The organism is Dactylosporangium siamense (assembly GCF_016862795.1).
GTDB lineage: Bacteria > Actinomycetota > Actinomycetes > Mycobacteriales > Micromonosporaceae > Dactylosporangium > Dactylosporangium siamense.
Genome location: NZ_BONQ01000184.1, coordinates 38,824 through 64,170, shown reverse-complemented (window position 1 = coordinate 64,170; position 25,347 = coordinate 38,824). Strand labels below are relative to the sequence as shown.

Sequence of the window (25,347 nt, the reverse complement as noted above, 5' to 3'; positions counted from 1 at the left end):
CCAGGCGCCGGGATTGGTACCGGTGTCGCCGGCTCGTTGGCGAGTGCGCTGCACAGGCAGCTGGCGTCGATGAAGACGCGGACCGCCTCACGGTTGTCGCCGGTGCGCCAGACGACGGCGAGCTGACTGGCCGACAGGCCGGTGACCGGGCGGCAGACGATGTCGTCCCGCTGGTAGATCCTGGCGTTGCCGGCGGACAGCAGCACGACGCCAAGTCCTGAGGCGACCGCTTCCAGCGCCTCGTCGGCGGTGGCGGCGGTCGCCACCACCCGGGCCGGGGTCGCCCGTTGCTCGGTGGCCAGCCAGTGGTCGCGGAGGGCGCCGGCCGTTGGTGGGAGCGCGATGAACGGCTCGCCTGCCAGGTCGGTGAACGGCACGGTTTCGCGGTCGGCCAGGCGGTGGTTGGCGGGCAACGCGACCCATCGGTCCTCGGACTGGATCAGCTTCGTCGAATAGCCGTCGGGGGCCGGCAGCCAGGCGATGGCCACGTCGACCTCGCCGTCGCCGAGACCGGTGGTGGGGTCGGCCCAGGATATCTGGCGGAACCGTAGCTGCCAGCCGGGCAGCATCCGTTCCATCGCCGCGGTGACCGAGGGAATGAGGCCACGGCTGATCCTGGTCTGGAAGCCAACGGTCAGGATCCTGTCCTGCGCGCCCGCGATCGCGCGGCGGGCGTCGTCCCAGTGCTCGAGGATGTGACGGGCCTGCGGCAGCAGGGCCGCGCCCGCCGCTGTCAGCGTGACCGAACGGTGGTGGCGCTCGAAGAGCGTGGTCCGTAGGGAGCGTTCCAGCTGGCGGATCTGCTTGCTCAACGCTGGTTGGGAGATGAACAGCCGGTCGCTGGCGGCCCTGGTGAAGCTGAGTTCCTCCGCGACGGCGACGAAGTATCGCAGATCCCGGAGGTGCGCATCCATAGCCAAAGGTTATACGAACAGGTCTTGGACCCGGCGGACATCGCTGTCGGAGCATGAATCTGCGTATTCCAGGAGTGAGGTGACGGGCGCATGCAGTTGGGTGTGGCAGGGCTGAACGCCAAGGCGACCCTCGGACCGGCCGAGACGGTACGGCTGGCACGGCGGGCGGAGGATCTCGGGTATCGCTCGTGGTGGGCGGGTGAACACGTTGTGCTGCCCAACCCTCGGGTGCCGCCGGCGCCGATGGAACCGACCGACCCGATCCTTGATCCGCTGATTCACCTGGCGTACGTGGCGGCGGTGACCACCGTGCTGGAACTGGGAACCGGGATCGTGATCCTGCCGCAGCGCAACCCACTCGTCCTGGCCAAGCAGGTCGCGAGCCTGGACGTGCTCTCCGGCGGGCGGCTGCGGCTCGGCATCGGCGCGGGTTACCTCGAGCCCGAGCTGGCCGCGTTGGGGGTGCCGATGTCCGAGCGAGGTTCCCGCACCGACGAGTATCTCGACGCGATGGACGCGTTGTGGACCCAGCCGCGGCCGTCCTACGCCGGCCGGCATGTGACGTTCGATCAGATCGACGCCTATCCGCGACCGATCGGCCTGCAGATCGTCGTCGGTGGTCACAGCCCGGCGGCGTTCCGGCGGGCAGTCAGCCGGGGCAATGCCTGGCTGGGCAACGGCGACACCCCGGACGACCTCGCCGGTCACCTGGCAGGGTTGGCCAGGGCTGCCAGCGAGGTCGACCGCCCTGCCCGGCTCGGGCCGCTGGAGATCAATTTCCAGCCGCTGACGCCGGTGACCGCCGACGACGCCCGCCGTTACGCCGACCTCGGTGTCGACAGGCTGATCGTCTACCCGTTGCCGCTGGAGGATCCGGACGATGTCGAGTCGTTCCTTGAGCGCCACGCGCGGCTACCCCAATGACTCGGCGAGGCCGCCGCCCAGCACGTTGAGCACGTCCCGCTCGCTGCGGCAGGGCGCCGTCGACCTGGCGCTGGCGTACTCCTTCGACGAACCGCAGCCACTGACCCCCGGCGAACGGCGCCGGCTGCGATGGACCCCGCTGCCCGACGACCCGCTCTACGCCGTCCTGCCCCGCACCCACCCCCTCGCCGCGCGGACCCGGCTGGACCTGGCCGAGCTCGCCGACCAGCGGTGGGTGCTGGGCTGCCTGAAGACGGAGGCCCAACTGCGGCGCTACGCCGCCCGGATCGGCATCGAGCTGGACATCGCCGCCACCACCACCGACTACTTGTTCGCCCAGGCCCTGGTGCGGGCCGGCGTCGGCGTCTCCCTGATCCCGCGGGTCGCGCTGGAGGACTCGCCGGACCAGACCGTCGTCGAACTCGGCCCCTACGGGCCGGTGCGGCACGTCGCCGCGGTCACCACCCGCCGCGGCCTGGAGTCTGCCCATCTCGCCCAGTTCGTGGACCTGCTGGCGGGGATCAGTCCGGTGACATGAGACCGCTCTTGTAGGCCAGGACGACGAGCTGGGCCCGGTCGCGGGCGCCGAGCTTCGCCATCGCCCGCTGGACGTGCGTGCGCACGGTGAGCACGCTGAGGTGCAGCTCGCCGGCGATCTCGGCGTTGGACCGGCCGTCGGCGGCCAGCTTCATGACCTCCAGCTCGCGGCTGGTCAGGTCCCCGAGGCCGGGCGCGGCGGCCGGCGCGGCGGCCGGCCCCGGCGGCGGGGTGGCCAGGAACTGTGCGATGAGCGCCCTGGTCGCGCCCGGGGACAGCAGGCTGTCGCCGGCGGCGACGGTGCGGATCGCCTCGAGCAGCGCGTCAGTGGTGACGTACTTGCCGAGGAAGCCGCTGGCGCCGGCGCGCAGGGCACGGGCGACGTGCTCGTCGTTCTCGAACGTGGTCAGGATGAGCACCCGGGTGCCGGTCAGCTCGGGGTCGGCGCAGATGGTCCCGGTGGCGGTCAGGCCGTCGGTGCCGGGCATCCGGATGTCCATCACGACCACGTCGGGCCGGTGCGCCCGGGCCAGCTCGACGGCCTGCGCGCCGTCGGCGGCCTCGGCGACGACCTCCAGATCCGGGCACGAGTCGATCAGCATCCGGAAGGTGCCGCGCAGCAGCGCCTGGTCGTCGGCGAGGAGGACGCGGACCGTCACGGCGCCACCCCGCGGTGCAGCGGAAGGGCCGTGACGACCTCGAAACCGGCGCCGGCGGCGTGCACCCGCAGCTCACCCCCGACCGCGTGGGCCCGCTCCCGCATGCCGATGATGCCGAAGCCGTTCGTGTCGCGTGCTGCGGCGTCGGTACGGGTGGCGTTAGCCACCATGATCGTCAGCGTGCTGCTGGTGTACCGCAGGCGCAGGGTGGCCGTTGCCGGCGCGGCGTACTTCGTGGCGTTCGTCAGGGCCTCCTGGACGATGCGGTAGGCGGTCAGGTCGACCCCGGGCGGCAGGTCCCGCGGCTCGCCCTCGACGGTGAGCGTGACCGCGAGCCCCGCCGACCCGCACACCTCGAGCAGGTCCGGGAGCCGGGCCAGCCCCGGCGCGGGTTCGAGCGGATCCGCGTCGCCGGCCTGACGCAGGACGCCGACGGTGTCGCGCAGCTCGAGCATGACCGAGGAGGTGGTGACCTGCAGGTCGGCGAGGAGCCTGCGGGTGAGGTCCGGGTCGCTGCCGAGCAGGTGCGCCGCCGTGCCGGCCTGGGCGTTGGCCACCGCCATGTGATGGGCGACCACGTCGTGCAGGTCGCGGGCGATGCGCATGCGTTCCTCCGTGACCCGCAGCCGGGCCTCTTCCTCGCGGGTCCGCTCGGCGTGCTCGGCCCGGGCGTGGACCGCGTCGAGGTAGGCCAGGCGCAGGCGGGACCGGCTGCCCATCGACAGCGGCAGCAGCAGCCACAGGGCCGGCCCGATGATGCGCAGCACCACCGTCTGGTCGAGGTCGTCGATCCCGACGGCGGCACCGACGACCAGCGCGGTGCTGCAGCCGCCGTAGATCCACGCGGTCCGGGCGGCGACGGAGGCGGCCAGCCAGTACAGCGCGACCATCACCGGAGCCAGCAGCAACGGGGTGAGCAGGTAGCCGAGGGCACCCATCACGACCGCGCAGGCCGTGGTCACCACGACCACGGCCCGCGGCTGCTCCCGGGCCTTGAGCAGCGCCAGGCAGGCCAGCCCGGCCAGCACGTCGGCGACCCAGAGACCGCTCGGCCGGCCCTCGCCCGGGCCGACGAGGTGCACCCCGAGGACCGCGCCGGCGAGCAACGCGACCGCGACGGCGGCGTCGGTCAGCCGCGGATGCCGCTCGGCGTACTCCACTCGCGCTCCTCGTGTCCCGTGCCGACGTCGAGTATCCCGTGTGGCCGTGGCCCACGTTCAGCGTTCGCCGCTGCCCACCGGCACCGGCGCCACCGGGTTCCGGTCGAGGTGCCCACCCTCGACGTCGACCCGGGGGAGGACCCGGTCGAGCGGGCGCGGCAGCCACCAGGCGCGGTGACCGAGCAGCGCGAGGGCGGCCGGCACGATCGCCATCCGGACGACGAACGCGTCGAACAGCACGGCGCTGGCCAGGCTCAGCCCGATCATCTTGATGAACTGGTCCTGCTCGCTGATGAAGCCGCCGAACACCGCCATCATGATCAGCGCGGCGGCGACGACGACGCGGGCACTGTGCCGGACGCCGGACTCGATCGCCTGCCGCGGTGCCTCGCCATGGACGTACGCCTCCCGCATCCGCGACACCAGGAAGACCTCATAGTCCATGGCCAGCCCGAACACGATCCCGATCAGGAAGATCGGCACCGCGCTCATGATCGGGCCGGTCTGCGACACGCCGAGCAGGTCCGCGGCGAAGCCCTTCTGGAAGACGATGACCAGCACGCCCAGGGCGGCCAGCACCGACAGCAGGAAGCCGAGCGCCGCCTTGACGGGGACCAGGACCGACCGGAACACGACCAGCAGCACCAGCACGGCCAGCCCGACCACGGTGGCCAGGTAGGGCAGCAACGCACCCTGGATCTTGCCGGCCAGGTCGATGTTGACCGCGGTGGTCCCGGTGACCTGGAACGTCGCGCCGGTGCCGGCGGCCAGCCGGGAGCGCGCCGCCCGCAGGTCACGGACGAGCTCCATGGTCGCGGCGTCGGTGGGGCTGGTGGACGGGACGGCGTCGAAGATCGCGGTGTCGCCGGCGTCGTTGAAGTGCGGCGGCGACACCGACACCACGCCGGCGGTCCCGGCCACCCGGCCGGCGATCGCCTCGACCGCCGCCTGCGGGTCGGCGGCGCCCTTCGCGTCGACCACGAACATCAGCGGGCCGTTGAACCCCGGCCCGAAGGCCTTCGCCAGCGCGTCGTACGCCCGGCGCTCGGTGGTCGAGGTCGGTTTGGCCTCGTCGCCCGGCATGCCCAGCCGCAGTCCCAGCGCGGGCACGGCGAGGGCCCCGAGCAGCACCACCCCCAGGGTGAGGACCGCCACCGGCCGGCGCAGCACGAACCGCGCCCACCGGGTGCCGCCCGCGCCGGTCCTGGTGCTCCCGGAGCCGCGGCGCGCGGCCCGGGACAGCACCTTCTCGGGCGCGAACCCGAGGACCGCCGGCACGAGGGTGAGCGCGATCAGCACCGCCACCACCACCGCCGCGACCGCGGTCAGGCCCATCTTCGTCAGCATCGGGATGCCGACGACGGTCAGCCCCGCCAGCGCGATCACCACCGTCAGCCCGGCGAAGGCCACGGCCGAACCGGCGGTGCCGGCCGCCAGCGACACCGCCTCCACCGCCGGCAGCCCACGGGCCCGTTCCTCGCGGTACCGCGACACCACGAACAGGGCATAGTCGATCCCGACCGCGAGACCCAGCATGAGCGCGAGGGTCCCGGTCGTCGCGGACAGCCCGAGCGCGTCGCTGAGCGCCAGGATCGACAGCATGCTCACCGCGACCCCGAGCAACGCGGTCAGCAGCGACAGCCCCGCCGCGATCAGCGACCCCAGGGTGACCACCAGGACCACCGCCGCGAGGGCCACGGCGATCAGCTCGGCGGTGCCCGCCGGTCCGCCCCCGCCACCCTCGAGGGCGCTGCCGCCGGCCTCGACCGTCAGCCCGGCCTGCCGGGCGGTGCCGGCGGCGGCGGCGATCTCCGCGCGGCTGGCGTCGCTGACCCCGGCCGCGCCGACGGTGTAGGTCACGCTCGCGTACGCCGCCGACCCGTCGCCGCTGACCGCGCCGCCCTCGAACGGGTCGGACACCATGGCCACCTGCCCGCCGCCGGCGAGCCGCCGCACCGCTGCCTCGACGGCCTCCCGGTGCGGCGCCGCCGTCACCTGCCCGCCCGCTGGGGCCACGAACACGACCGTCGCGCCGCCCGCATCGGCCGTGATCCCGGGGAACCGCTCCCGCAGCACGTCGAACGCCTGCTGCGACTCGACGCCGGGGACCGAGAAGTCGTCGTCGGGGACCGACGGGGCGCTCAGCCCGCCGACGATCACCCCGGCCAGGATCACCAGCCACCCGAGGACCACCAGACCCCGGCGGCGGAAACACCACCGGCCGAGCCGAGCCAACGTCGCTGCCACAGGTCGTCTCCAATCCGCATGCTTGGAGACACCACGATCCTGCCGGACCCCACCCCGTGTCGTCGTGCGTGTGCAGGCCGCCGGCTACCCGATCCGAACCATGCCGGCGGTGCCGGACTCCTGCAGCGGCAGTAGCGGCGCAGGTGGTCCGCCTCGCCGACCGCCACCTGCCGCGCCCGGGATCGATAGGCTGGTGCCGTGGTCCCCGATCTTGTCCTGCTGTCCCGGATCGCCTTCCGTGACCGGGAGATCGCGGGTCCACGGCTGCAGGGTCTCATCGCCCTGCTCGCCGGTGACCTGCAGACCGGCTGCGGCGTCGGTCGGCTGGTCGACGGGCTCTGGCCGGACGAGCAGCCGGAGAACCCGCCCAAGGCCCTGCAGATCCTTGTCTCCCGCGCGCGGTCCCAGCTCGGCGCCGACATCGTCGTGCGGACCGTGACCGGCTACCGGCTGGCGCTGACCGAGGACCAGGTCGACAGCTCGGCGGTGCTGGTCCGGGCCGCGGCGGCCGCCCGGTGCTCGCGTGCCGGCGACCACGCCGCCGCGCTGTCGCACGCCGACGCCGGCCTGGCGCTGTGGGGTGGCGCCGGGCCCGGCCCGGCCGATGACGCCGACGGCCCGGTGACCGCGTTACGGGCGGAGCGGCGGGACACCTACCGCACCCTGGTGCGGGCCCGCTCGCTCTGCCTCGCCCGGCTCAGCCGGCCGGCCGAGGCGGTGGACCGGCTGGCCGAGCTGGCCGCCGAGCGGCCGCGCGACGAGGAGGTGTTGCTCGAGCTGCTGCGGTGCGAGGCGGTGACGGTCGGTCCGGCCACGGCGCTGGCCCGCTACGACGCCTACCGGCGGGCGCTGCGCAATGAGCTCGGCACCGATCCTGGCCCTGCGCTGCAGGACGAGCACCGGCGGCTGCTGCACGGCATGGTGCCACTGGTCCGGCACGGCGTCGCGTACGAGCCCAACCCGCTGCTCGGCCGGGACGAGGACGTCGCCGCGGTGGAGGCGCTGCTGCGGACCTCCCGCGTGACCTCGATCGTCGGGCCCGGCGGTCTCGGCAAGACCCGGCTCGCCAACGCCGTCGCCCGCCGCGCCGAGGTGCCGACGGTCACGCTCGTGCCGCTCGCCGGCATCGTCGCCGACGACGACGTGGCCCGCGAGGTGGCGACGGCCCTCGGGGTGGGCGAGCACCGGACGCCGGGCGCGGTCGGGCACACCTCGGGCACTGGCGACGTCGCCGTCGCCATCACGGCCGCGCTCGCCACCAACCCGTCCCTGCTGGTGCTGGACAACTGCGAGCACGTCGTCGCCGGAGCCGCCGACCTGGTCCACACGCTGGTGTCGATGACCGCCGAACTGCGGATCCTCACGACCAGCCGGACGCGGCTGGGATTGTTGTCGGAGTCGGTCTACCAGTTGCCGGCGCTGAGCCTGCCGGTGAGCGTCGAGCTGTTCGGGCAGCGGGCGCGGGCGGCGCGGCTGGGCGTCGACCTGCCCGCGGCAACCGTGGAGGAGCTGTGCCGCCACCTCGACGGGCTGCCGCTCGCGGTCGAGCTCGCCGCCGCACGGGTGCGGATCATGTCGGTGGCCGAAATCGCCCGGCGGCTCGACGACCGGTTCGGCCTGTTGCGCGGCGGTGCCCGGGATGCCCCGCAACGCCACCACACGCTGCACGCGGTTGTCGACTGGAGCTGGAACCTGCTCGAACCGGCCGGCCAGGCGGCGATGCGGGCACTGTCGGTGTTCCCCGACGGGTTCACCACCGGCTCCGCGCGCCTGCTGCTCGAAGCGCCGCCCACGGACACGCGCACGGTGGACGTGCTCATGGTGCTCGAGCACCTGGTCGACCACTCGCTGATCAAGGTGTACGACACCCCGTCGGGCAGCCGGCTGCGGATGCTCGAGACGGTCCGGGAGTTCAGTGCCGCGCGTTTGACGGCGGCGGGTGAGACCGACGACGTGACGACCGCGTTTCTGGGGTGGGCACGGGTGTTCGGCATGACCAACCACGCGAGCCTGCTCGGCGCCGACCCCTACGACGCGCTCGACGCGGTCCAGGCGGAGCAGGAGAACCTGCTCCAGGCGCTCCGGCTGGCGCTCGGCCGCGACGACCGGCCCACCGTCGCGGCGATCGCCGCGGTGCTCGGCGGCCTGTGGAGCCTCCAGTCGGACCACCCGCGGCTCACGACGCTGATCCGGCAGACCTCCTGGTCGCTGTCGCACTACCGGCCGGAGCCGGCCTTTGTCGAGCTGACCCGGGCCGCCCTGACCATAGCCGTGGTGTCGACGTTCGGCGCCGAGGGGCCACGGCCGGCGCGGGCGGTCGTCGCGCTGCGCCGGCTCGGCCTGGCCCAGCCGGACACGGTGATCCGGGCGATCGGCCCGGTGATCGGCGCGCTGGGCGACCCGGTGGCGTTGCAACGGCTGTGCGACAGCACCGAGCCGCTGCTGTCCGGCACCGCGAACCTGCTCGCCAGCTACTCCTGGCAGACCGCAGGCGACGTCGACACGGCGCTGAAGACCGCCCGGGAGGCGCTTGACGTCTTCACCGACCGGGACCTGCCGTGGCTGCGCTCGCTCGGCCACGGCCGGGTGGCCGAGCTCTGTCTGCAGCTGGAGCAGGGTGCGCAGGCCCGTGATCACCTGGTCGCGGCGCTGCCGCTGCTGCAGCGACTCGGCGCCCGGGTCGACGCGGTCGGTGTCCGGGCCTGGCTCGTGCTGGCCAACCTGCAGATCGGCGACACCGTCGAGGCAGAGCGGTGGCTGGACGGACTCACGCAGGTCGCGCTCGACGAGGAGGAGGTCAGGACGGTCGGCTACGACCTCGGCATCCGGGGCGAGGTGCTGCTCGCCCGCGGTGAGGTGGAGGCCGGCCTGCGGCTGTGGCGCCGCGTCGTCGACCGGGTCCGGGAGGTCGGCACCACCGCGTCCGCCGGTGTCCCGCTCGAACTGGACCCGTGGGTGGTGGAGGCGCGGTCGGTGGCCGTCGTCGCGCACGCCCGGCACGGCCGGCTCGACCTCGTCGCCGACGTCGCCGACGCGCTGCCGGGACGGCTGACGCACCTGTTGACCCATCCGCTGGTCAGTCCGCCGCCGCACCTGATCGAGCAGACGATCTGCGGCACCCTGCTGCTGGCCATCGCCACGGCGGACCTGGCGCGCCAGATGGAGCGACGACCCGGACCTCGCCCGGTCGGCGGCCCGGATGATCGCGCTGGCCGAGCGGAGCCGGTTCCTGCGCAACTTCCAGCCGACGATGGCCGCCGCGTCGGCCCGCGCGGATGCCGAGCAGGCCGACCGGGCAGCGTACGAGGAGGCCGTGTCGTCCTACGCCGGCCTGGACCGGGCCGGAATCCGCGCGGCGGCGGCAGACCTCCTGCTCGAGCGCCCGATCGATCAGGAGACGACCGCGGACGGGTGCCAGCTCGATCAGTGAGGCCCGACGACGCGGCCCGGGCCCGGCACGCCGGAACCGGGCCGCGAGGACTGGTCAGCGGGTGCGGTCCCGGTTGTAGAGCCGCTTCGCCCACACGTAGCCGACCAGTGCGATCACGGCGCACCAGCCGAGCGCGAGCACCACGCTGTTGCCGATCGGGGTGCCGAGGAGCAGGCCGCGCAGCGTCTCCATGATCGGGGTGAACGGCTGGTAGTCGGCGAACCACCGCAGCCCGACCGGCAACGTGTCGGTGGGCACGAACCCGCTACCGAACAAGGGCAGCAGCAGCAGGGGCATGGGCAGGTTGCTGGCCCCCGCGACGGTCTTCGCCACCAGGCCCATCGCGACAGCCAGCCACACCAGGGCGAGCGTCGTCGCGGCGAGGACCCCGGCCGCGGCCAGCCACTCGATCGCGGTCGCGTCGGGCCGGAAGCCGACGAGCACGGCCACGGCGAGGACGACGGCGAGCTGGAACAGGGTCTGCAGCACGCTGCCCAGCACGTGCCCGGTCAGGACCGACATGCGGGCGATCGCCATGGTCCGGAACCGCGCGATGATGCCCTCCGTCATGTCCATCGCCACCGCGATCGCGGTGGCCTGAACGGCGCCGGCGATGGTGATGAGCAGGATGCCGGGCGTGACGTAGTTGACGTAGACGCCACGACCGCCCGACCCGCCGCCAAGGCCGACGCCGAGCGTGCCGCCGAGCACGTAGACGAACAGCAGCAGGATGATGATCGGCACGGCGAGCAGCGACAGCATCGTGGACAGGTTGCGCGAGGTGTGCCGCAGCTGACGGCGCAGCATCGTGGCCGAGTCGCGGACGGCCAGGGTCATCGTGGTCATCGTGCGGTCACCTTTCCGGAGGCGGAAGCGATTGCCGGAGCAGCGGCCGAGGCGGCCTGACCGGTCACGGCGAAGAACACGTCGTCCAGGTCGGGTGTCTGCACGGTGAGCCCGTCCACCTGCACCGCGGCCGCGTCGAGGCGGTCGAGCAGCACCTTCAGCGAGCGGACGCCACCGTCGCCGGGCACCCGCAGGACCAGCGACTCGTCGGCCGGTTCCGGTGCGACGTCCAGGATCGCGGCGGCAGTGGTCAGGGCGCGGCCGTCGGCGAACCGCAGCTCGACGTGCCCACCGGGCACCAGCCGCTTGAGCTCGGCCGGGGTGCCCTCGGCGACGAGCCCGCCACGGTCGAGCAGGGCGATCCGGTCGGCGAGCTGGTCCGCCTCCTCGAGGTGCTGCGTGGTGAGGAGGATCGTCACACCCCGGGCGGCGAGGTCCCGGACGATCTGCCACATGTCGCGCCGGCTGCGCGGGTCCAGCCCGGTGGTCGGCTCGTCGAGGAAGACCACCCGGGGGTTGCCGATGAGGCCCATGGCGAGGTCGAGCCGGCGCCGCATGCCGCCGGAGTACATCACGGCGGGCTTCCCCGCCGCCTCCCCGAGGCCGAACCGCTCCAGCAGGTCCGCTGTCCGCCGCCGCCCCTCGGCCCGGCCCAGGCGGTGCAGGTCGGCCATGAGCCGCAGGTTCTCCTCGCCGGTGAGGAAGCTGTCCACCGCGGAGAACTGGCCGGTGACCCCGATCGCCGCTCGGACGCGATCGGGATCACGGAGCACGTCGTGACCGCAGACGCGGACCTCACCCGCGTCCGCACGGATGAGGGTCGACAGGATCTGGACCATGGTGGTCTTGCCGGCCCCGTTGGGGCCGAGCAGCGAGAAGATGATGCCCTCGGGCACCTGCAGGTCGATGCCGTTGAGCACCACCTGGCTGCCGTACGACCTGCGCAGGCCGGTGATGGCTATCGCCGGGATGTTCGTCATGCGCACGACGGTGCCGTCGGGCCGGATTACGGCGGTTTCACCGTGGTTTCAGCGCCCCCGTCCGACCGGCGTCAGGTCGACAGTGACCGCAACGGCCGCCCCGCCCCCGTCGGTCGTGCGTGTGCAGGCTGCCGGCCACCCGATCCGAAGCATGCCGATCGCGCCGGACTGCGCCGGCCGCCCACTCAGCTGCGGGTGACGCCGGCGGGCCAGAGGACGTGGACCGGGCGGCCGAGGGAGCGGGCGTGGGCGACGACGTCGGCGGTGCCGCCGCGGCCGGCGGCGGGCCGGCCGTCCCAGACCGCGAGCAGCACCGAACAGCGCTCGACGACGCGGATACCGGCGGCCATGAACGCCTCCTCCGATGGTGCGGGGAACGGCAACCACTCCACCGAGGCCGCGGCGGACAGCAGCCGTCGGTACCGCCGCGCGTCGGCCGGTGTGCCGAAGGCCGCGTCGTAGCCGTCGCACGGGACCACGACGTCGAGCCGCCCGCCGAGGTCGGCCACGACGGCCGCGAAGAGCTGATCCGCGCCCGCCGCGAGGCTTCCGACGCCCGTCACGGGTGGCTCGAACGCGCCGAGCAGGTCCCGGATGCCCGCCGTGACGTACGCGAGCGCGCCGGCCGGGATGTTCTGGTGCCCGGTCACCCCGATGGCGCTCACCGACCGCCGGACGAGGTGCCCAGGTCGGCCTTCTCCTTGACCCGCAGCTCATCGGGCTTCGCCTGCCAGGCCTGCCGGTCGGTGACCTGCGGAAGGGGCATACGAACCGTCTTACCCACTCGCGGGGCGCGCCGCAACCGCTCGTGTCCGCTTGGTGCGGGGGCGTACGGGGTGGTTCGGCGGGTGCGCAATCTGGTTCGCTGATCGGCTTCACCCTCATGGGATTCCGTCAACTCGGTGCCACGTGCGCCACGCCGCCCGGCGACGCGCCCGCACTCGTCAAAAGAGCTGTGTTCCCTCATGTCGGCGCGGATGGTCGCCCCGACGAACCTGACACCACCGGCGGGCGCCTCGAGGTGGGGCGCCCGCCCAGACCCGGCGTCAACGCCTCCGGCGGCGCGTGTGTCAATGACGCGGCGCGTACATGATGATGACGACGCCGACCAGGCAGACAGCGGCGCCGATGAAGTCGTAACGGTCGGGTCGGAACCTGTCGACGACCATTGCCCAGCCGAGGGAGCCGGCGACGAAGACACCACCGTACGCGGCGAGGATGCGGCCGAAGTTGGCGTCGGGCTGGAGGGTGGCGACGAAGCCGTAGGCGCCGAGCGCGGCGATGCCGGCGCCGATCCACAGCAGGCCCCTGTGCTCGCGGACGCCCTGCCAGATCAGCCAGGCGCCGCCGATCTCCGCGAGCGCGGCGACGAGGAACAACAGGATGGACCGGATGATCGTCATGGTCGTATCGCAGCACACCACCGCGGCTCGACCAGCCGTCGGGCCGGTCAGCAGCCACACCCGGCGCCGCCGCACCCGCACCCGGCCGCGGCGGCATCGTGGGTGCTGCGGCGGCGGTGGAGCCACCACATGCTCAGGGCCAGCACGACGAGACCGGCGGACACGGCCAGGAGGGTCTTCTCGATGATCGCGGCGCCGGCGGTGGTCAGTACCCCGGCGGCGATGAGGAGCGGCAGGGCGCAGCAGGCGGCACAGGCCACGACGGCCAGGCCGCCGGACACCTTGCTGCGGGTGGGCGGCGCGGTGTCGACGGCCGGTGCCCGGTGCTGGTCGCGGGTGGTGGGTGTCGGCAGGGGCAGGCTCATGCGGGTGCTCCGTCGGGGTGCTCGGTGGTGCCGATGGTGAGGAACGGGATCGGGCAGTCGGCGCAGGTGCAGTTGGTGAGGCTGTCGCAGCGGGCGTCGACGACCTCGGTGAGCGTGCCGCGGATCGCCACCAGATCGGCGATCTTCGCGTCGATCTCGGTGATCTTGTCGATCGCGCGTTGCCGGAGGTCGGCGGACGGGTGCCGGCGGCGGCCGGTGTCCAGGAGCTCGGCGACCTCGTCGAGGGTGAACCCGAGCCGCTGCGCCGCCTTGATCACGCCGAGCAGGGCGACGGTGTCGGCCGGGTACACGCGGTGCCCGCCGTTGCTGCGGGCCGGCTCGGCGAGCAGCCCCCGGCGTTCGTAGTACCGCAACGTCTGGATGTTGACCCCGGCCTGCTCGGCGACCTCACCGGTGCGCAGGCCGAAGCGTTCGGGCGGGGTCAAGCGGGCCGCCCGGTGAGGGACGCCAGGACGTCGGCGTGCTCGGCGGGCACCCGCACGTCCAGGGTCAGTGCCTCACCCTCGTCGACCGGCTCGGGGGTGACGGTGAAGGCGAAGAACGAGCAGCACGCGGTCTCCCGGGCGGCCAGGTCCCGCACCGTCGCCTCGAGCCCCGCGGGCCCGCTCAGCCGCAGCCGTGCGTGGGTGGCAGAGACGGTCTCGACGTGGCGGACGGCGGTGGTGAACAGGCGGTCGAACTCTGCCAGCCGCACCGGCTGCTCGGCCGTCGGCAGTGTGCAGGCGGCGGGGACGACGACGTGCATCGCAGGCTCCTTGCTCGGCTCGGTCGGCGCCATCGCGACGCCGTTCCTCCGACGGTAAGCCTGTACCTGGGTACCGGATGCAAGCCCGGCGCGTTGCGCGTCCCTGGCCGGACATACGGAGTCTTGACGGCCGGGGGCGTCGCGAGTGGGTTGACTGGCAAGGGATCCGCCGATTGTGCATGCGGTCCGGTCGGGTTCGTCCGTCGACCGATCCTCGCCGTCACGGTCCGTCGCGGGCGCTGCACGGCGCGGCGTCGGGTGTCGTGGTTCGCTGGGGCGCTGCTGTCCGGGCCCGGCTGCGGAAGGTCTTCGCCGGCGCCGCCGATGGGCGGTGCCGCCCGCATCCGGTGCTGCCCCCCACCCGAGCAGGGCCGCGAACCCGATCAGGGCCAGCTCGGGCCAGGTGTCGTTGTGCAGGGAGAGCTCGCCGAAGTCGTTGACGAGAAATCCGATGAACATGAGCATCGCGATGCCGGTGACACTCAGGACGGCCCACGAATCCCTGACCCTGGCCGCGTAGACTCCGACGGCGATCGCCAGCACGAGCACCCGTCCTGTCGTGTCACCGTCGGGGAACAACGCCGCGGCGGCCACAACGGCACCCACGACCGCCGCGCAGCCGCCGGCCACGCTGATCCCGGTCGGCGTGCGCAGCCGTCCGCTCGGGGATGAGGGACCACGTCGCATCGCTGTCATCGCCCTTCACGAGGCGGCGACCGAATGACCGCCGGCCGCCACCTCGATCACAGCCGCTTCCGGCCGACGCGACCAGTGCCCTTGACGAAACCAATACGCCGAACGCTGTCGGTGCCCGGTTGAAGCCCGCCGCCACGCCGGCGCATACATTTTCCTGACGTCCCACCGGCTCCTCCGTCGGCACCGCGGCCGGTCGCCGGACGTTGCAGTTCATCGTACGCTGAATACAGCTGGCGCTGTACAGTGGCGTTGTGGAGACCTTGACGCACGGACAGGTCCTGGCCAGATTCGGTCACGCTCTGTCCGATCCGGTCCGGGCCAAACTGCTGCTGGCGCTGCGGGACGGCCCCGGGTATCCGGCCGAGCTCGCGGAGACGCTGGGCACCAGCCGGCAGAATCTGTCCAACCACCTGGCGTGCCTGCGCGGCTGCGGTCTCGTGGTGGCCGTGCCGGAGGGCCGGCGCACCCGCTACGAGCTCGCCGATGCCCGGCTCGGACACGCGTTGGGCGACCTGCTGGGCCTGGTGCTGGCCGTGGATCCGGCCGCCTGCCCGGTCGCGGCCACCGAGGGGTGCTGCTGATGACCGTTCCGCTGTCGCTGACACCGGTCGGACCGTCGCCCGCCCGGCGGGCGGAGCTGACGCGGCGGGTGCGGCTGTTCGTCGCCGCCACGATCACCTACAACGTCGTCGAAGCGGCCATCGCGCTGACCGCCGGCACCATGGCGTCGTCGACGGCGCTGATCGGATTCGGTCTCGACTCGGTCATCGAGGTGTCGTCGGCGGCGGCGGTGGCGTGGCAGTTCTCGGGGTCCGACCACGAGCGTCGCGAGCGGACCGCGCTGCGGATCATCGCGGTGTCGTTCTTCGCGCTGGCCGCATACGTCGGGGTCGAGTCGGTCCGGGCGCTGCTCGGCGCGGACCAGGCGGGGCACTCCACGGTCGGGCTGGCGCTGGCGGCGGTGTCGCTCGCGGTGATGCCGGTGCTGTCAGCCGCGCAGCGACGCGCTGGGCGTGAACTGGGCTCGGCGTCCGCGGTGGCGGACTCCAAGCAGACCCTGCTGTGCACGTACCTGTCCGCGGTGCTGCTGGTCGGGTTGGCGGTCAACTCGCTGTTCGGATGGTGGTGGGCCGATCCGGTGGCGGCACTGGTGATCGCGGCCGTTGCCGTCAAGGAAGGGCGGGAGGCGTGGCGCGGCGACGCGTGCTGCGGTCCCGCCGCGGCACTGAGATCCGATGCGTGCACGGACGGCTGCTGCGAGCCGCAGGAGCGCGCGTAGCCACGCCGGCGGCGGCTCAGCCGACGTGGACCAGGGGGCGGCGCTCCGGGTCGCGCTCCGCCTCCCGCAGGACCTCGCGGGTGACGGGCGCGATCTCGCCGTCGCCGAGGAAGAGGTAGCGCAGCAGGTACACGACGGGGTTGCCCTCGGTCCAGTTGAAGTAGATGTGTGGCAGGTCGCCGGTGTCGTCGCGCAGGTGCAGCAGCAGTGCGGCGATCGCGTTGGCGATGGTGGGGCTGGTCATCTTCAGGATGCGGTAGCCGTGGCGCTCCTCGCCGGTCACGTGCAGCGCCGCCTCGAAGTCGGACGGGTCGGCGACGGTGACCTCGAGGAACAGCGGCCAGGAGCGGGCCGGGATGTGGTTGTGCTTGCGCTGCTCGAACTCCTTGTCCCGGTATTCGGCCTCGTCGCGGGCGTCGGGTTCGTTGGCGATGATGCGGATCTCGCCGGCCTCGGCGGCCTCGTCGACGAAGCGTTGCGCGAGCGGGTCCAGGCGGACCTCGGTGATCCGCAGTTCGGTGACGCGCAGGATGCGGGACAGCAGCGAGGTGGCCACGATGGCGAGGATGAACAGCGAGGCGATCTTGACGCCGTCCGGCCGTTCGACGACGTTGTCCACGGTGGTGTACGCGAAGACGACCGTGACGACGGCGAAGGCGATCGTCGTCTTGCGGTGACCACGGCGGCGGGCCGACATCGTGACCGCGACCGCGGCGGAGGTGATCAGGACCAGGACACCGGTGGCGTAGGCACCGCCCTGCGCGTTCACGTCCGCCGCGAAGATGACCGTGATCAGGAACGCCGTCAGGGTGAACACGACGACCAGCGGCCGCACCGCCCGGGTCCACTTCGGCGCCATGCCGTAGCGCGGGAGGTACTGCGGCACCAGGTTCAGCAGTCCGGCCATCGCCGACGCGCCGGCGAACCACAGGATGAGCACGGTGCTGATGTCGTACACGGTGCCGAAGCCGTTGCCCAGGTAGGAGTGGGCCAGATACGCCAGGGCCCGGCCGTAGGCCTTGCCGCCCTCCTCGAACTCCGGCTGCGGGATGAGCAGCGTGGTGACGAAGCTGCTGGCCACCAGGAACACGCTCATGATCACGGCGGCGGTGGTCAGGAGCCGGTGCGCGCCGCGGATCCGGCCGCGTGGCTCCTTCGGGTCGTCGCCGGGGTCGCCCTTGATCAGGGGCATCACCGCGACGCCGGTCTCGAACCCGGACAGGCCCAGCGCGAGCTTCGGGAAGACCAGCAGGGCGACGAGCGCGATACCGAAGAAGTCGGGATGCTCGGCGATCAGCAGCGCCCGCCAGTCGGCGACCACGTGCGGGTGCGCCGCGACGTGCTGCAACGCCACCGCGACGACGACCGCGTTGAGGGCCAGGTACACCACGACGATCCCGACGGCGATCCCGATGGCCTCCTTGAAGCCGCGGAGGAACACGCTGCCGAGCAGCGCGATCAGGATCAGGGTGACGATGACCTGCTGACCGTGCAGGGCATCGGGCACGTACGGGTTCTCCAGCACGTGCGCGGTGGCGTCGGCGGCGGACAGGGTGATCGTGATGATGAAGTCGGTGGCGGCGAAGCCCAGCAGCGCCAGGACGAACAGCTTGCCGGTCCAGCGGGGCAGGATCCGCTCCAGCATGGCGATGGAACCCTGCCCGTGCGGGCTCTCCCGGGCCACCCGCCGATACACCGGCAACGCGCCGAGCAGCGTCAGCAGCACCAAGATCAGGGTGGCCAGGGGCGAGACGGCGCCGGCGGCGAGTGCGGCGATGCCCGGTTGGTAGCCCAGTGTGGAGAAGTAGTCCAGGCCGGTGAGGCACATCACCTGCCACCACGGCCGTTGATGTGCGGTGCTCGGCTTGGCGTGCGGGCCGCCGGCCTGCTCGGCGTTGAGATCCTCCAGCAGCCACCTGCGCAGTTGCCGCCGGGAAGTCTGCTGCTGTGCCGCCTGCCCCACCGCTGTTCCCTTCACCGTCCACGTTGCCGGCACCATCCTCACCCGGCTCGGACCGGCCGGTACGCCGACAGGCGTTAAGAACGCGACAAGATCCGCGCCGGCGGCGGCAGGAGGCGCACCGATCGCTCTGTTCGGGCCCGTACGTCGCTACGCTGTGCTACGGCGTCCCCGGTGGCGGGACGCAGTATGCGGTGACGAGGAGGTGCCGGCACGTGGTGCAGCGCAAGGGGTGGCAGCTTCCGAACATCCGTCTGCTGTCCACGGCCGCGGCGCCCGAACCCGTCATGGCGCCGTCGCGTGAGGGTCCCGCGGTGGTCGACTGCGCGCTGTACAGCGGCGGCATCCGGCAACCCGGTGAGCGCAGCGTCAAGGAACTGTTCGAAGCGGCCAGGGACACCGCGGACGCGTTCGTGTGGATCGGGCTGCACGAGCCGACCGAGGCGGAGATGGCCGAGGTCGCCGAGGTCTTCGACCTGCACCCCCTCGCCGTCGAGGACGCCCTGTCCGATGAACAGGGCCCGAAGCTGGAGCGGTACGAGGACACCGCGTTCCTCGTCGTGCGGGCCGCCAGCTACGTCGAGCACACCGAACTCACCGAGACCAGCGAGGTCGTCGAGACCGGCTCGGTGCGGATGTTCGTGGGGGAGAAGTTCGTCGTCACCGTCCGTCACGGCTCCATCGGCGGTCTCACCGCGGTCCGCGCCGACCTGGAGGCACATCAGGACCTGCTGGCGCAGGGCCCGTGGGCGGTCGTCCACGCGATCTGCGACCGGATCGTCGACGTCTACCTCAAGATCGCGGCGGCGTTCCAGCGTGACCTGGACTTCGTCGAGACCCAGGTGCTGCGGCGCGAGGCCGGCAGCACGATCGGGCAGATCTACCAGCTCAAACGGGAGCTGGTGGAGTTCCGCGGTGCGGTCCTGCCCCTGCAGCAGCCGCTGACCATGATCCTCGACGGCCGCACCGTCAAGATGAGCAAGGAGATCCGTCGGTACTTCCGTGACGTCAACGACCACAACAACCGGGTCGTGGACCGCATCGCCGGCTACGACGACCTGCTCAACTCGCTGCTGCAGGCCCGCCTGGCCCAGGTCACCGTCGACCAGAACAACGACATGCGCAAGATCGCCTCATGGGCGGCGATGGCGGCGCTGCAGACCGCGTTCGCGGGCATCTACGGCATGAACTTCAAGTACATGCCCGAGCTCGAATGGCGCTACGGCTACCCGGGCCTGCTCATCGTCATGCTCATCACCACCGCGCTGCTGTACCGCTCCCTCCGCCGCGCCGGCTGGCTCTGATCCGCCGGGAACCCGACGCGGGACTACACGTCGATGTGGGAGCCCATGATGACCGTGCGGTCGCGGGGCAGGCCGAACTGCTCGGCGGCGTCGGCGGTGATGTGTGAGGTGGCCATGAAGAGGTGTTTGCGCCACCGGGCCATGGTCGGGTCCGGTCCGCTGCGGAGCTCGATCTTGGACAGGAAGTACGAGGCCTGGTCGAGGTCGAGCTGCCCCTCGGTCTGGTCCGGGTCCAGGGTCTGCAGGGCGGCCGGGATGTCGGGGGTCTCGGTGTAGCCGTAGCGGACGGTGAGGTGGATGACGCCGTCGTCGGCGTGGCCGAGGTGATCGACGGTGGTCCGCTCAGCGGCGGGGACGCGGGGCACGGGGTCGGTTTGGACGGACAGGATGACGACGTGCTGGTGGCGGATGTGGTTGTGTTCGACGTTGGCCCGCAGCGCCAGGGGAGCGGTCTGTGCGCCGCGGTTGAGGAACACGGCGGTGCCGTGGACGGTGCTGGTCGGCAGGGTCCCGTCGGCGAGCTCGGCGACGAACTCGGTCAGGGAGCCTTCGTGTCGCTGGCGTTCGGCGGTGACGATCGCACGGCCACGTTGCCAGGTGGTCATGATCGTGAAAGCGGTCAGGCCGATGAGCAGGGGCAGCCACGCGCCGTGCAGGAGTTTGGTCAGGTTGGCCGCGACGAACATCCCGTCGATGAGCAGCAGCACGGACGCGCTGGTGACGAGCAGCCACGTGGGTGCGCCCCAGCGGAGGCGGGCGACGTAGAAGAACAGCAGGGTGGTGATGGTGATCGTGCAGATGACCGCCATGCCGAACGCGAACGCGAGCGCCGCTGAGGTGCGGAACGCGAAGACGAGCGTGAGGACCGAGACCAGGAGCAGCCAGTTGATCCACGGGACGTAGATCTGTCCGATGGTGGACGCCGAGGTGTGGGTGATGCGCAGCCGCGGCAGGTAGCCGAGCCGGGCGGCCTGCGCCGCGACCGAGAACGCGCCGGTGATCACGGCCTGGGAGGCGATGACGGTGGCGGCGGTGGCCAGCAGCACGATCGGCCAGCGGGCCCAGTGCGGTGCGAGCAGGAAGAAGGGGCTGCTGATGGTCGTGGGATCGGCCAGGACCAACGCGCCCTGCCCGAGGTAGCTCAGGACGCAGGCGGGGAAGACGAGGATCATCCAGGCGCGGGTGATCGAGCGCCGCCCGAAGTGGCCCATGTCGGCGTACAGGGCCTCGGCGCCGGTGACGGCCAGGACGATCGCGGCGAGGGCGAAGAACGCGATGCCGAAGTTGCCGGCCAGGAACTCGAGGGCGTAGGTCGGCGACAGCGCCTTGAGGATGGCCGGATACCGGGCGATGCCGGCGACCCCGCACGCGGCGATGGCCAGGAACCAGGCGATCATCACCGGTCCGAAGACCCGTCCGACGGCGGCGGTGCCGCGCCGCTGCACCGCGAAGAGCGCCACGATGATCGCCGCGGTGATCGGCACGATCAGGTCCTCGAGGGACGGTTGGACGACCTTGAGGCCTTCGACCGCGGACAGCACGGAGATCGCCGGGGTGATCATGCTGTCGCCGAAGAACAACGCGGCGCCGAAGATGCCCAACGCGGCCAGTGCGCCGGCCGCGCGGCGACCGCGCGGCGCGTTCCATCGGCGCACCAGCGTGATCAGCGCCATGATGCCGCCTTCGCCGTCGTTGTCGGCGCGCATCGCCAGCAGCACGTACGTGACGGTCACGATGATCGTCACCGACCAGAAGATCAGGGACACGACGCCGAACACGTTGTCGGTGGTGAGCGGCACCGGATGCGGGTCGGCGGGACTGAACACGGTTTGCAGCGTGTAGATCGGGCTGGTGCCGATGTCGCCGAACACCACCCCGAGCGCGCCGACGACGACCGCCAGGCGCACCACCTCGCGTCCGCCGACCCCGCCACCGTCGCCATGCGGTGCGGCGGGTTCACCCTCCGTGTGCTGCCGACCGGTCACGATGCTGCCCCCACGCCGCAAGGTAATGATCATCTCCCAATCAGCACAGTACCGGGCCGGGCACCTCCGCGAGGCACGACGGATCGGAGGTCCAGGTCGCCGTGCGCGGCCGATCGGCGCCCGGCGCGGAGGACAATGCGGGCGTGGATGGTGACGAGACCGGCGGGCCGGCGCCGCGTGGAAGCCGGCTCGGGGTGGCGGTCGCCGTGCTGGGCCTGGCAGTTGTCACAGCGACGCTGGTCCCGCTGCGCGGTGACGTGTCGCTGGCCAGCGTGTCGTTGCTGTACCTCGTGCCGGTCGTCGCCGCCGCGGCCGCCGGCGGGGTGTGGCCCGCGCTGCTCGGCGCGGTCGGCGCCGATCTGCTGGTCAACTTCTTCTTCGTCGCGCCGTACCGCACGCTGAGCGTCGACAGTCCCGGCAACGCGATCGTGCTGGTCGTGTACGTGCTGGTCGCCGCGACCGTCGCGGTCGCCGTGGACATCGCCGCACGGCAGCGGGCCGCCGCCACCCGGCGCGCGGTGGAGGCGCGGCTGCTCGCCCAGATCAGTGCGGCGCCCGCCGCCGCGGGGTCGCTGCCGCAGCTGCTGGAGCAGGTGCGGCTCGCGTACCGGATGCGGGCCGTCGCCCTCCTGCGCGGCGACGAGACCGTCGACCTGGCGGGCGATCCGCCGTCCGGCGGGCCGGTGCTGCACGTGCCCGCCGGGCCCGGGTTCCGGCTCACCGTGTGGGGGCGGCACGTCTCGGCCGAGGACCGCCAGACCCTGACCCGCCTCGCCGCCGCCGCGTTCCGCCTCTCCGAGAACCAGCGGCTCGCCGACGAGGCGGCCCGTGCCCGCGAGCTGGCCGAGATCGACCGGCTCCGCGCCGCGTTGCTCAACGCCGTCGGTCACGACCTGCGCACCCCCCTCGCGGGGATCAAGGCCGCGGTGTCGAGCCTGCGCCAGCCCGACGTCGACTGGGCGCCGCAGGATCAGGCCGAGCTGCTGGCAACCGTCGAGGAGTCCACCGACCGGCTCGTCTCCGTGCTGGAGAACCTGCTCTCCCTCAGCCGCCTCCAGGCCGGGGTCCTTTCCGCCGTGGTCGAACCCGTCGCGCTGGACGCGGTCGCCGCCGAGGCGCTGATCCACCTGCCCGACCGGGGACGGGTCGACTTCGACGTGCCCGACGACCTGCCGCTCGGACTCGCCGACCCCGGGCTGCTGGAGCGGGTGCTGGCGAACCTGCTGCTCAACGCGGTTGCGGCCGGCCCGCCCGACGGCCGGATCCGCGTCAGCGGCGAGGCGTCGGGCGGGTGGCTGCGGCTGCACGTCGTGGATCACGGGCCCGGGCTGCCGGCGCAGGACCGGGAGCGGATGTTCGAGCCGTTCCAGCGCCTGCACGACCGGGGCGGCGGCCTCGGGCTGGGACTGGCGATCGCCCGCGGGTTCACCGAGGCGATGGGCGGCACGCTGATGCCGTCCGACACGCCGGGAGGTGGCCTCACCATGACCGTCGCCGTCCCGGCCGCGATCCGGGCCGAGGAGTAGCGCTCAGCTGACGAACACGATGGGCCGCCGGTCCGGATCCGGTTCGGCCTCCTGGAGCAGGTGCCGGGTGAGCAGGACGGTCTGGCCGGTCCCGAGCAGCAGGAACTGCAGCCACTGCGCCAGCGGGTGCCGGTCCGGCCAGCAGAAGTGCACGGAGGGCGTCAGCCCGGTCCGGTCGCGCAGGTGCAGCAGCACCGCGGCGATGGCGTCGGCGACGTCCCAGGACTCGGTGCGCAGCACCGTCCGCCCGTCGCGGCGCTGCGCCGCGACGGTCAACGTGGCGATGTGCCTGGCGTCGCCGGGGGCGGCGACCTCGAGCACCAGCGCGGCTCCGAGCTCGGGCGGCGGGACCGCACTCGGGGGCCCACCCTCGGGGGTGGGCACGCATGCGAAGAGCCGCAGGCCGCCGCCGTCGGCCGCCTCGTCGACGAGGCACGCCGCCGCCGCGTCCAGGCGCACACCCGGCAGTCGCGGGGCGTAGATCCGGCAGAGCCGCGCGCCGACCCAGACGGCCAGCAGCAGGGCGAGCGTGCCGCCGGCCACCACCAGCTGCACGGCTCAGCCCGCCGGGCGCGGCCGGCGGGTGGCCGCCGGCCGCATCGCGATGGTTGTCCAGGGGCCGACGTGGATCCGGAGCGACGGCATGTCAGTGGCCGCTGTGGTCGGCGTCGCGGGACAGCAGGTCGGTGAGCGACTCGCGGCGGACCAGCGTGCGGACCTGCCCGCCGGCGACGCTGAGCAGGGCCGGCCGGCCGACCAGGTGGTAGTTGGAGGCGCGGGAGTGGTGGTAGGCGCCGGTGCCGGCGACGGCGAGGAGGTCGCCGGGGTGCACGTCGGCGGGCAGCTGCAGGGTGGGCACGACCACGTCGTCGACGTCGTTGTGGCGCCCGACGACCGTGGCCGGTTCCAGGCCGGCGCGGCTGGCGCGGCCGATGAGGGCGGCGGTGTGGGCACCACCACACAGGGCGGCGGTGGGGCAGTCGGTCATGCCGCCGTCGACGGCGACGACGCGGCGGCCGTCCTGGCCGCGGATGACGGACATGATGCGATACAGCGTGAGCCCGGCCCGGGACACGACCGCCCGGCCGGGTGACACGGTCAACGCGGGTTCGGGGAGCCGGTGCCGGTCGAGCTCCAGGTGCAGGACCGCGCGGATGCGACCGGCGAAGGCGTCGAGGGCGAAGCCGAGGTCCGCGCCGGAGTAGGCGACCGCGTGGCCGCCGCCGAGGTTGAGCTGCGACACGTCCACGCCGTGGCGGGCGTGCACGGCGGCGCAGAACTCGACGATGCGGCGCACCTCCCGTTCGTAGACGCTGAACCGGCTGACCTGGTGGCCGACGGAGCAGTCGAACCCGACGAGCCGCAGCCCCGGCTGGCCGGCGATGCGGGCGACCGCCGTCTCGGCCTCGCCGGTGCCGATCCGGGGTCCGAACCGGTGGTCGGACGCGCCGGCCGGTTCGGGTCCGGCGAGCACCCGCAGCAGCACCCGCTGCCCGTGCGGGGCTGTCGCGGCGAGCCGGGTGACCTCGGACAGGGACTCCACGACGATCGTGCCGACGCCGGCGGCGTACGCGGCGTCGAGGTCCTCCGGTGTCTTCGCGCTGCCGTAGAGCGTCACGCGGTCCATGGGGAAGCCGGCCGCCTGCGCGACCCGCAGCTCACCGGCGGACCCGACGTACAGGCCCAGCCCCTCCTCAGCGATCCAGCGGGCAAGGCCGACGCTCACGAGTGCCTTCGCGGTGTAGCTGACCCGGCCGGCGCCGAACGCGGCGAGGTACTGCCGGCAGCGCAGCCGCACGTCGGCCTCGTCGATGACGTACGTCGGTGCGCCGTGGGAGGCGGCGAGCTCGGTCAGGCCGACGCCGCCGACGACCAGGTCGCCGTGGGCGGCCCAGCGTGCGTCCGCCGGCCAGACGTCGCAGTTGAGCGACGGCGGTAAGGATGCGCGCAGCGAAGGGATGTTGTCGGCGAGGGTCATCGGGCGGCCCTCCGCAGCGAGCGGGCGTACGGTGCCCGGAACGTGACACTCGTCGCCGACGGGTGCCACGGCAGCGGCGGGCAGGGCAGGTCCGGTGCGGGGGTCAGGTCCGCCTGGCGGACGACGAGGTGGGTGGTGGTGCTGACCGCGCCGCCGTCGGTCCGCATGGCGGTGAGCAACCGGTCCAGCGCGATCAGGTCGGGGCAGCGCACCTGGACCGCGAGGTCGATGTCGCCGATGACGTGCCAGGCGGCGACGACACCGTCGGTGTCGCTGAGGAACCGCTCGAACGGCACCGGACTCGGATCAGCGAGCCGGACGAACACCAACGCTTGCAACGGATCGTTCCTGGTCATGCCGTCCACGCTGGCACCGCGGGCCGGGCGGG

General features: G+C 72.7%; 23 protein-coding genes and 1 pseudogene. 7 read left to right on the top strand and 17 right to left on the bottom strand.

Annotation, left to right across the window (positions count from 1 at the left end):
• Window positions 1–914: LysR family transcriptional regulator (locus Dsi01nite_RS53600; RefSeq protein ID WP_203854244.1), on the bottom strand; the 914-nt coding region annotated here is incomplete at its 3' end.
• Window positions 915–1,004: 90 nt separating this feature from the next.
• Here Dsi01nite_RS53600 and Dsi01nite_RS53595 point away from each other — a divergent pair.
• Complete coding sequence (locus Dsi01nite_RS53595) at window positions 1,005–1,838, top strand: LLM class F420-dependent oxidoreductase (RefSeq protein ID WP_203854243.1); 834 nt, start codon at window positions 1,005–1,007, stop codon at window positions 1,836–1,838.
• Window positions 1,810–2,376, top strand: a complete 567-nt coding sequence (locus Dsi01nite_RS53590; protein WP_239137150.1) for a LysR substrate-binding domain-containing protein — start codon at window positions 1,810–1,812, stop codon at window positions 2,374–2,376. Before Dsi01nite_RS53595 ends, Dsi01nite_RS53590 begins: the two co-directional genes overlap by 29 nt.
• Here the strand turns inward: Dsi01nite_RS53590 and Dsi01nite_RS53585 are convergent.
• From Dsi01nite_RS53585 to Dsi01nite_RS53575, 3 genes are read right to left on the bottom strand one after another with little or no spacing between them, the layout of a single operon-like run.
• Window positions 2,360–3,034, bottom strand: a complete 675-nt coding sequence (locus Dsi01nite_RS53585; protein ID WP_203854241.1) for a response regulator transcription factor — start codon at window positions 3,032–3,034, stop codon at window positions 2,360–2,362. The genes Dsi01nite_RS53590 and Dsi01nite_RS53585 overlap by 17 nt on opposite strands.
• Window positions 3,031–4,194 (bottom strand): sensor histidine kinase, encoded by a 1,164-nt coding sequence (locus Dsi01nite_RS53580; RefSeq protein WP_203854240.1) that lies wholly within the window; start codon window positions 4,192–4,194, stop codon window positions 3,031–3,033. The genes Dsi01nite_RS53585 and Dsi01nite_RS53580 overlap by 4 nt, the downstream gene beginning before the upstream one ends.
• A 57-nt stretch (window positions 4,195–4,251) precedes the next feature.
• Window positions 4,252–6,441, bottom strand: a complete 2,190-nt coding sequence (locus Dsi01nite_RS53575) for an MMPL family transporter (RefSeq protein WP_203854239.1) — start codon at window positions 6,439–6,441, stop codon at window positions 4,252–4,254.
• A 198-nt stretch (window positions 6,442–6,639) separates the two neighbouring features.
• Here Dsi01nite_RS53575 and Dsi01nite_RS59125 point away from each other — a divergent pair.
• Window positions 6,640–7,770, top strand: a pseudogene (locus tag Dsi01nite_RS59125) (AfsR/SARP family transcriptional regulator); the annotation flags it as partial.
• A 2,155-nt stretch (window positions 7,771–9,925) separates the two neighbouring features.
• Here Dsi01nite_RS59125 and Dsi01nite_RS53570 read toward each other — a convergent pair.
• The 8 genes from Dsi01nite_RS53570 to Dsi01nite_RS53540 form a co-directional block, all read right to left on the bottom strand.
• Complete coding sequence (locus tag Dsi01nite_RS53570; protein WP_203854238.1) at window positions 9,926–10,717, bottom strand: ABC transporter permease; 792 nt, start codon at window positions 10,715–10,717, stop codon at window positions 9,926–9,928.
• Window positions 10,714–11,697, bottom strand: a complete 984-nt coding sequence (locus Dsi01nite_RS53565; RefSeq protein ID WP_203854237.1) for an ATP-binding cassette domain-containing protein — start codon at window positions 11,695–11,697, stop codon at window positions 10,714–10,716. Before Dsi01nite_RS53565 ends, Dsi01nite_RS53570 begins: the two co-directional genes overlap by 4 nt.
• A gap of 185 nt (window positions 11,698–11,882) precedes the next feature.
• A complete protein-coding gene (locus tag Dsi01nite_RS53560) occupies window positions 11,883–12,362 on the bottom strand; it encodes a hypothetical protein (protein WP_203854236.1) in 480 nt (159 codons plus the stop codon).
• Entirely contained in the window at window positions 12,359–12,463 is a 105-nt protein-coding gene (locus tag Dsi01nite_RS58115; RefSeq protein WP_239137148.1) for a DUF899 domain-containing protein, read from the bottom strand. Before Dsi01nite_RS58115 ends, Dsi01nite_RS53560 begins: the two co-directional genes overlap by 4 nt.
• 304 nt (window positions 12,464–12,767) lie before the next feature.
• Complete coding sequence (locus tag Dsi01nite_RS53555) at window positions 12,768–13,100, bottom strand: YnfA family protein (protein WP_203854235.1); 333 nt, start codon at window positions 13,098–13,100, stop codon at window positions 12,768–12,770.
• Window positions 13,101–13,147: 47 nt separating this feature from the next.
• The gene (gene merT, locus Dsi01nite_RS53550; RefSeq protein ID WP_203854234.1) at window positions 13,148–13,465 is read right to left on the bottom strand and encodes a mercuric ion transporter MerT; all 318 of its coding nucleotides are present in this window, start codon (window positions 13,463–13,465) and stop codon (window positions 13,148–13,150) included.
• Window positions 13,462–13,911, bottom strand: a complete 450-nt coding sequence (locus Dsi01nite_RS53545; RefSeq protein WP_239137146.1) for a MerR family transcriptional regulator — start codon at window positions 13,909–13,911, stop codon at window positions 13,462–13,464. The genes merT and Dsi01nite_RS53545 overlap by 4 nt, the downstream gene beginning before the upstream one ends.
• Window positions 13,908–14,231 (bottom strand): hypothetical protein, encoded by a 324-nt coding sequence (locus Dsi01nite_RS53540; RefSeq protein ID WP_203854233.1) that lies wholly within the window; start codon window positions 14,229–14,231, stop codon window positions 13,908–13,910. The genes Dsi01nite_RS53545 and Dsi01nite_RS53540 overlap by 4 nt, the downstream gene beginning before the upstream one ends.
• Before the next feature lie 947 nt (window positions 14,232–15,178).
• Here Dsi01nite_RS53540 and Dsi01nite_RS53535 point away from each other — a divergent pair.
• Window positions 15,179–15,508: an ArsR/SmtB family transcription factor gene (locus Dsi01nite_RS53535; protein WP_203854232.1), complete on the top strand. Its 330-nt coding sequence runs from the start codon at window positions 15,179–15,181 to the stop codon at window positions 15,506–15,508.
• A complete protein-coding gene (locus Dsi01nite_RS53530; RefSeq protein WP_203854231.1) occupies window positions 15,508–16,206 on the top strand; it encodes a cation efflux transmembrane domain-containing protein in 699 nt (232 codons plus the stop codon). The genes Dsi01nite_RS53535 and Dsi01nite_RS53530 overlap by 1 nt, the downstream gene beginning before the upstream one ends.
• A gap of 16 nt (window positions 16,207–16,222) precedes the next feature.
• On the opposite strand, the gene Dsi01nite_RS53525 is transcribed toward Dsi01nite_RS53530, so the two are convergent.
• Window positions 16,223–18,184, bottom strand: a complete 1,962-nt coding sequence (locus Dsi01nite_RS53525) for an APC family permease (RefSeq protein ID WP_239137144.1) — start codon at window positions 18,182–18,184, stop codon at window positions 16,223–16,225.
• Between the two features lie 269 nt (window positions 18,185–18,453).
• Here Dsi01nite_RS53525 and corA point away from each other — a divergent pair, with 269 nt between their 5' ends.
• Complete coding sequence (gene corA / locus Dsi01nite_RS53520; protein ID WP_203854246.1) at window positions 18,454–19,470, top strand: magnesium/cobalt transporter CorA; 1,017 nt, start codon at window positions 18,454–18,456, stop codon at window positions 19,468–19,470.
• A gap of 23 nt (window positions 19,471–19,493) precedes the next feature.
• Here corA and Dsi01nite_RS53515 read toward each other — a convergent pair whose 3' ends face one another.
• A complete protein-coding gene (locus Dsi01nite_RS53515; protein ID WP_239137140.1) occupies window positions 19,494–21,455 on the bottom strand; it encodes a potassium transporter Kup in 1,962 nt (653 codons plus the stop codon).
• Window positions 21,456–21,598: 143 nt separating this feature from the next.
• Here Dsi01nite_RS53515 and Dsi01nite_RS53510 point away from each other — a divergent pair, with 143 nt between their 5' ends.
• Entirely contained in the window at window positions 21,599–22,981 is a 1,383-nt protein-coding gene (locus Dsi01nite_RS53510; RefSeq protein ID WP_239137138.1) for a sensor histidine kinase, read from the top strand.
• A 3-nt stretch (window positions 22,982–22,984) separates the two neighbouring features.
• Here the strand turns inward: Dsi01nite_RS53510 and Dsi01nite_RS53505 are convergent, their stop codons facing one another.
• The 3 genes from Dsi01nite_RS53505 to Dsi01nite_RS53495 all read right to left on the bottom strand — a co-directional run bounded on the left by Dsi01nite_RS53505 (window position 22,985) and on the right by Dsi01nite_RS53495 (window position 25,315).
• Window positions 22,985–23,536 carry a hypothetical protein gene (locus tag Dsi01nite_RS53505; RefSeq protein ID WP_203854228.1) on the bottom strand — a complete coding sequence of 184 codons (552 nt, stop codon included), beginning with the start codon at window positions 23,534–23,536 and terminating at the stop codon, window positions 22,985–22,987.
• 91 nt (window positions 23,537–23,627) lie between these two features.
• Window positions 23,628–24,959, bottom strand: a complete 1,332-nt coding sequence (locus Dsi01nite_RS53500; RefSeq protein ID WP_203854227.1) for a diaminopimelate decarboxylase family protein — start codon at window positions 24,957–24,959, stop codon at window positions 23,628–23,630.
• Window positions 24,956–25,315 carry an Lrp/AsnC ligand binding domain-containing protein gene (locus Dsi01nite_RS53495; RefSeq protein WP_203854226.1) on the bottom strand — a complete coding sequence of 120 codons (360 nt, stop codon included), beginning with the start codon at window positions 25,313–25,315 and terminating at the stop codon, window positions 24,956–24,958. The genes Dsi01nite_RS53500 and Dsi01nite_RS53495 overlap by 4 nt, the downstream gene beginning before the upstream one ends.
• Window positions 25,316–25,347 lie beyond the last annotated feature (32 nt).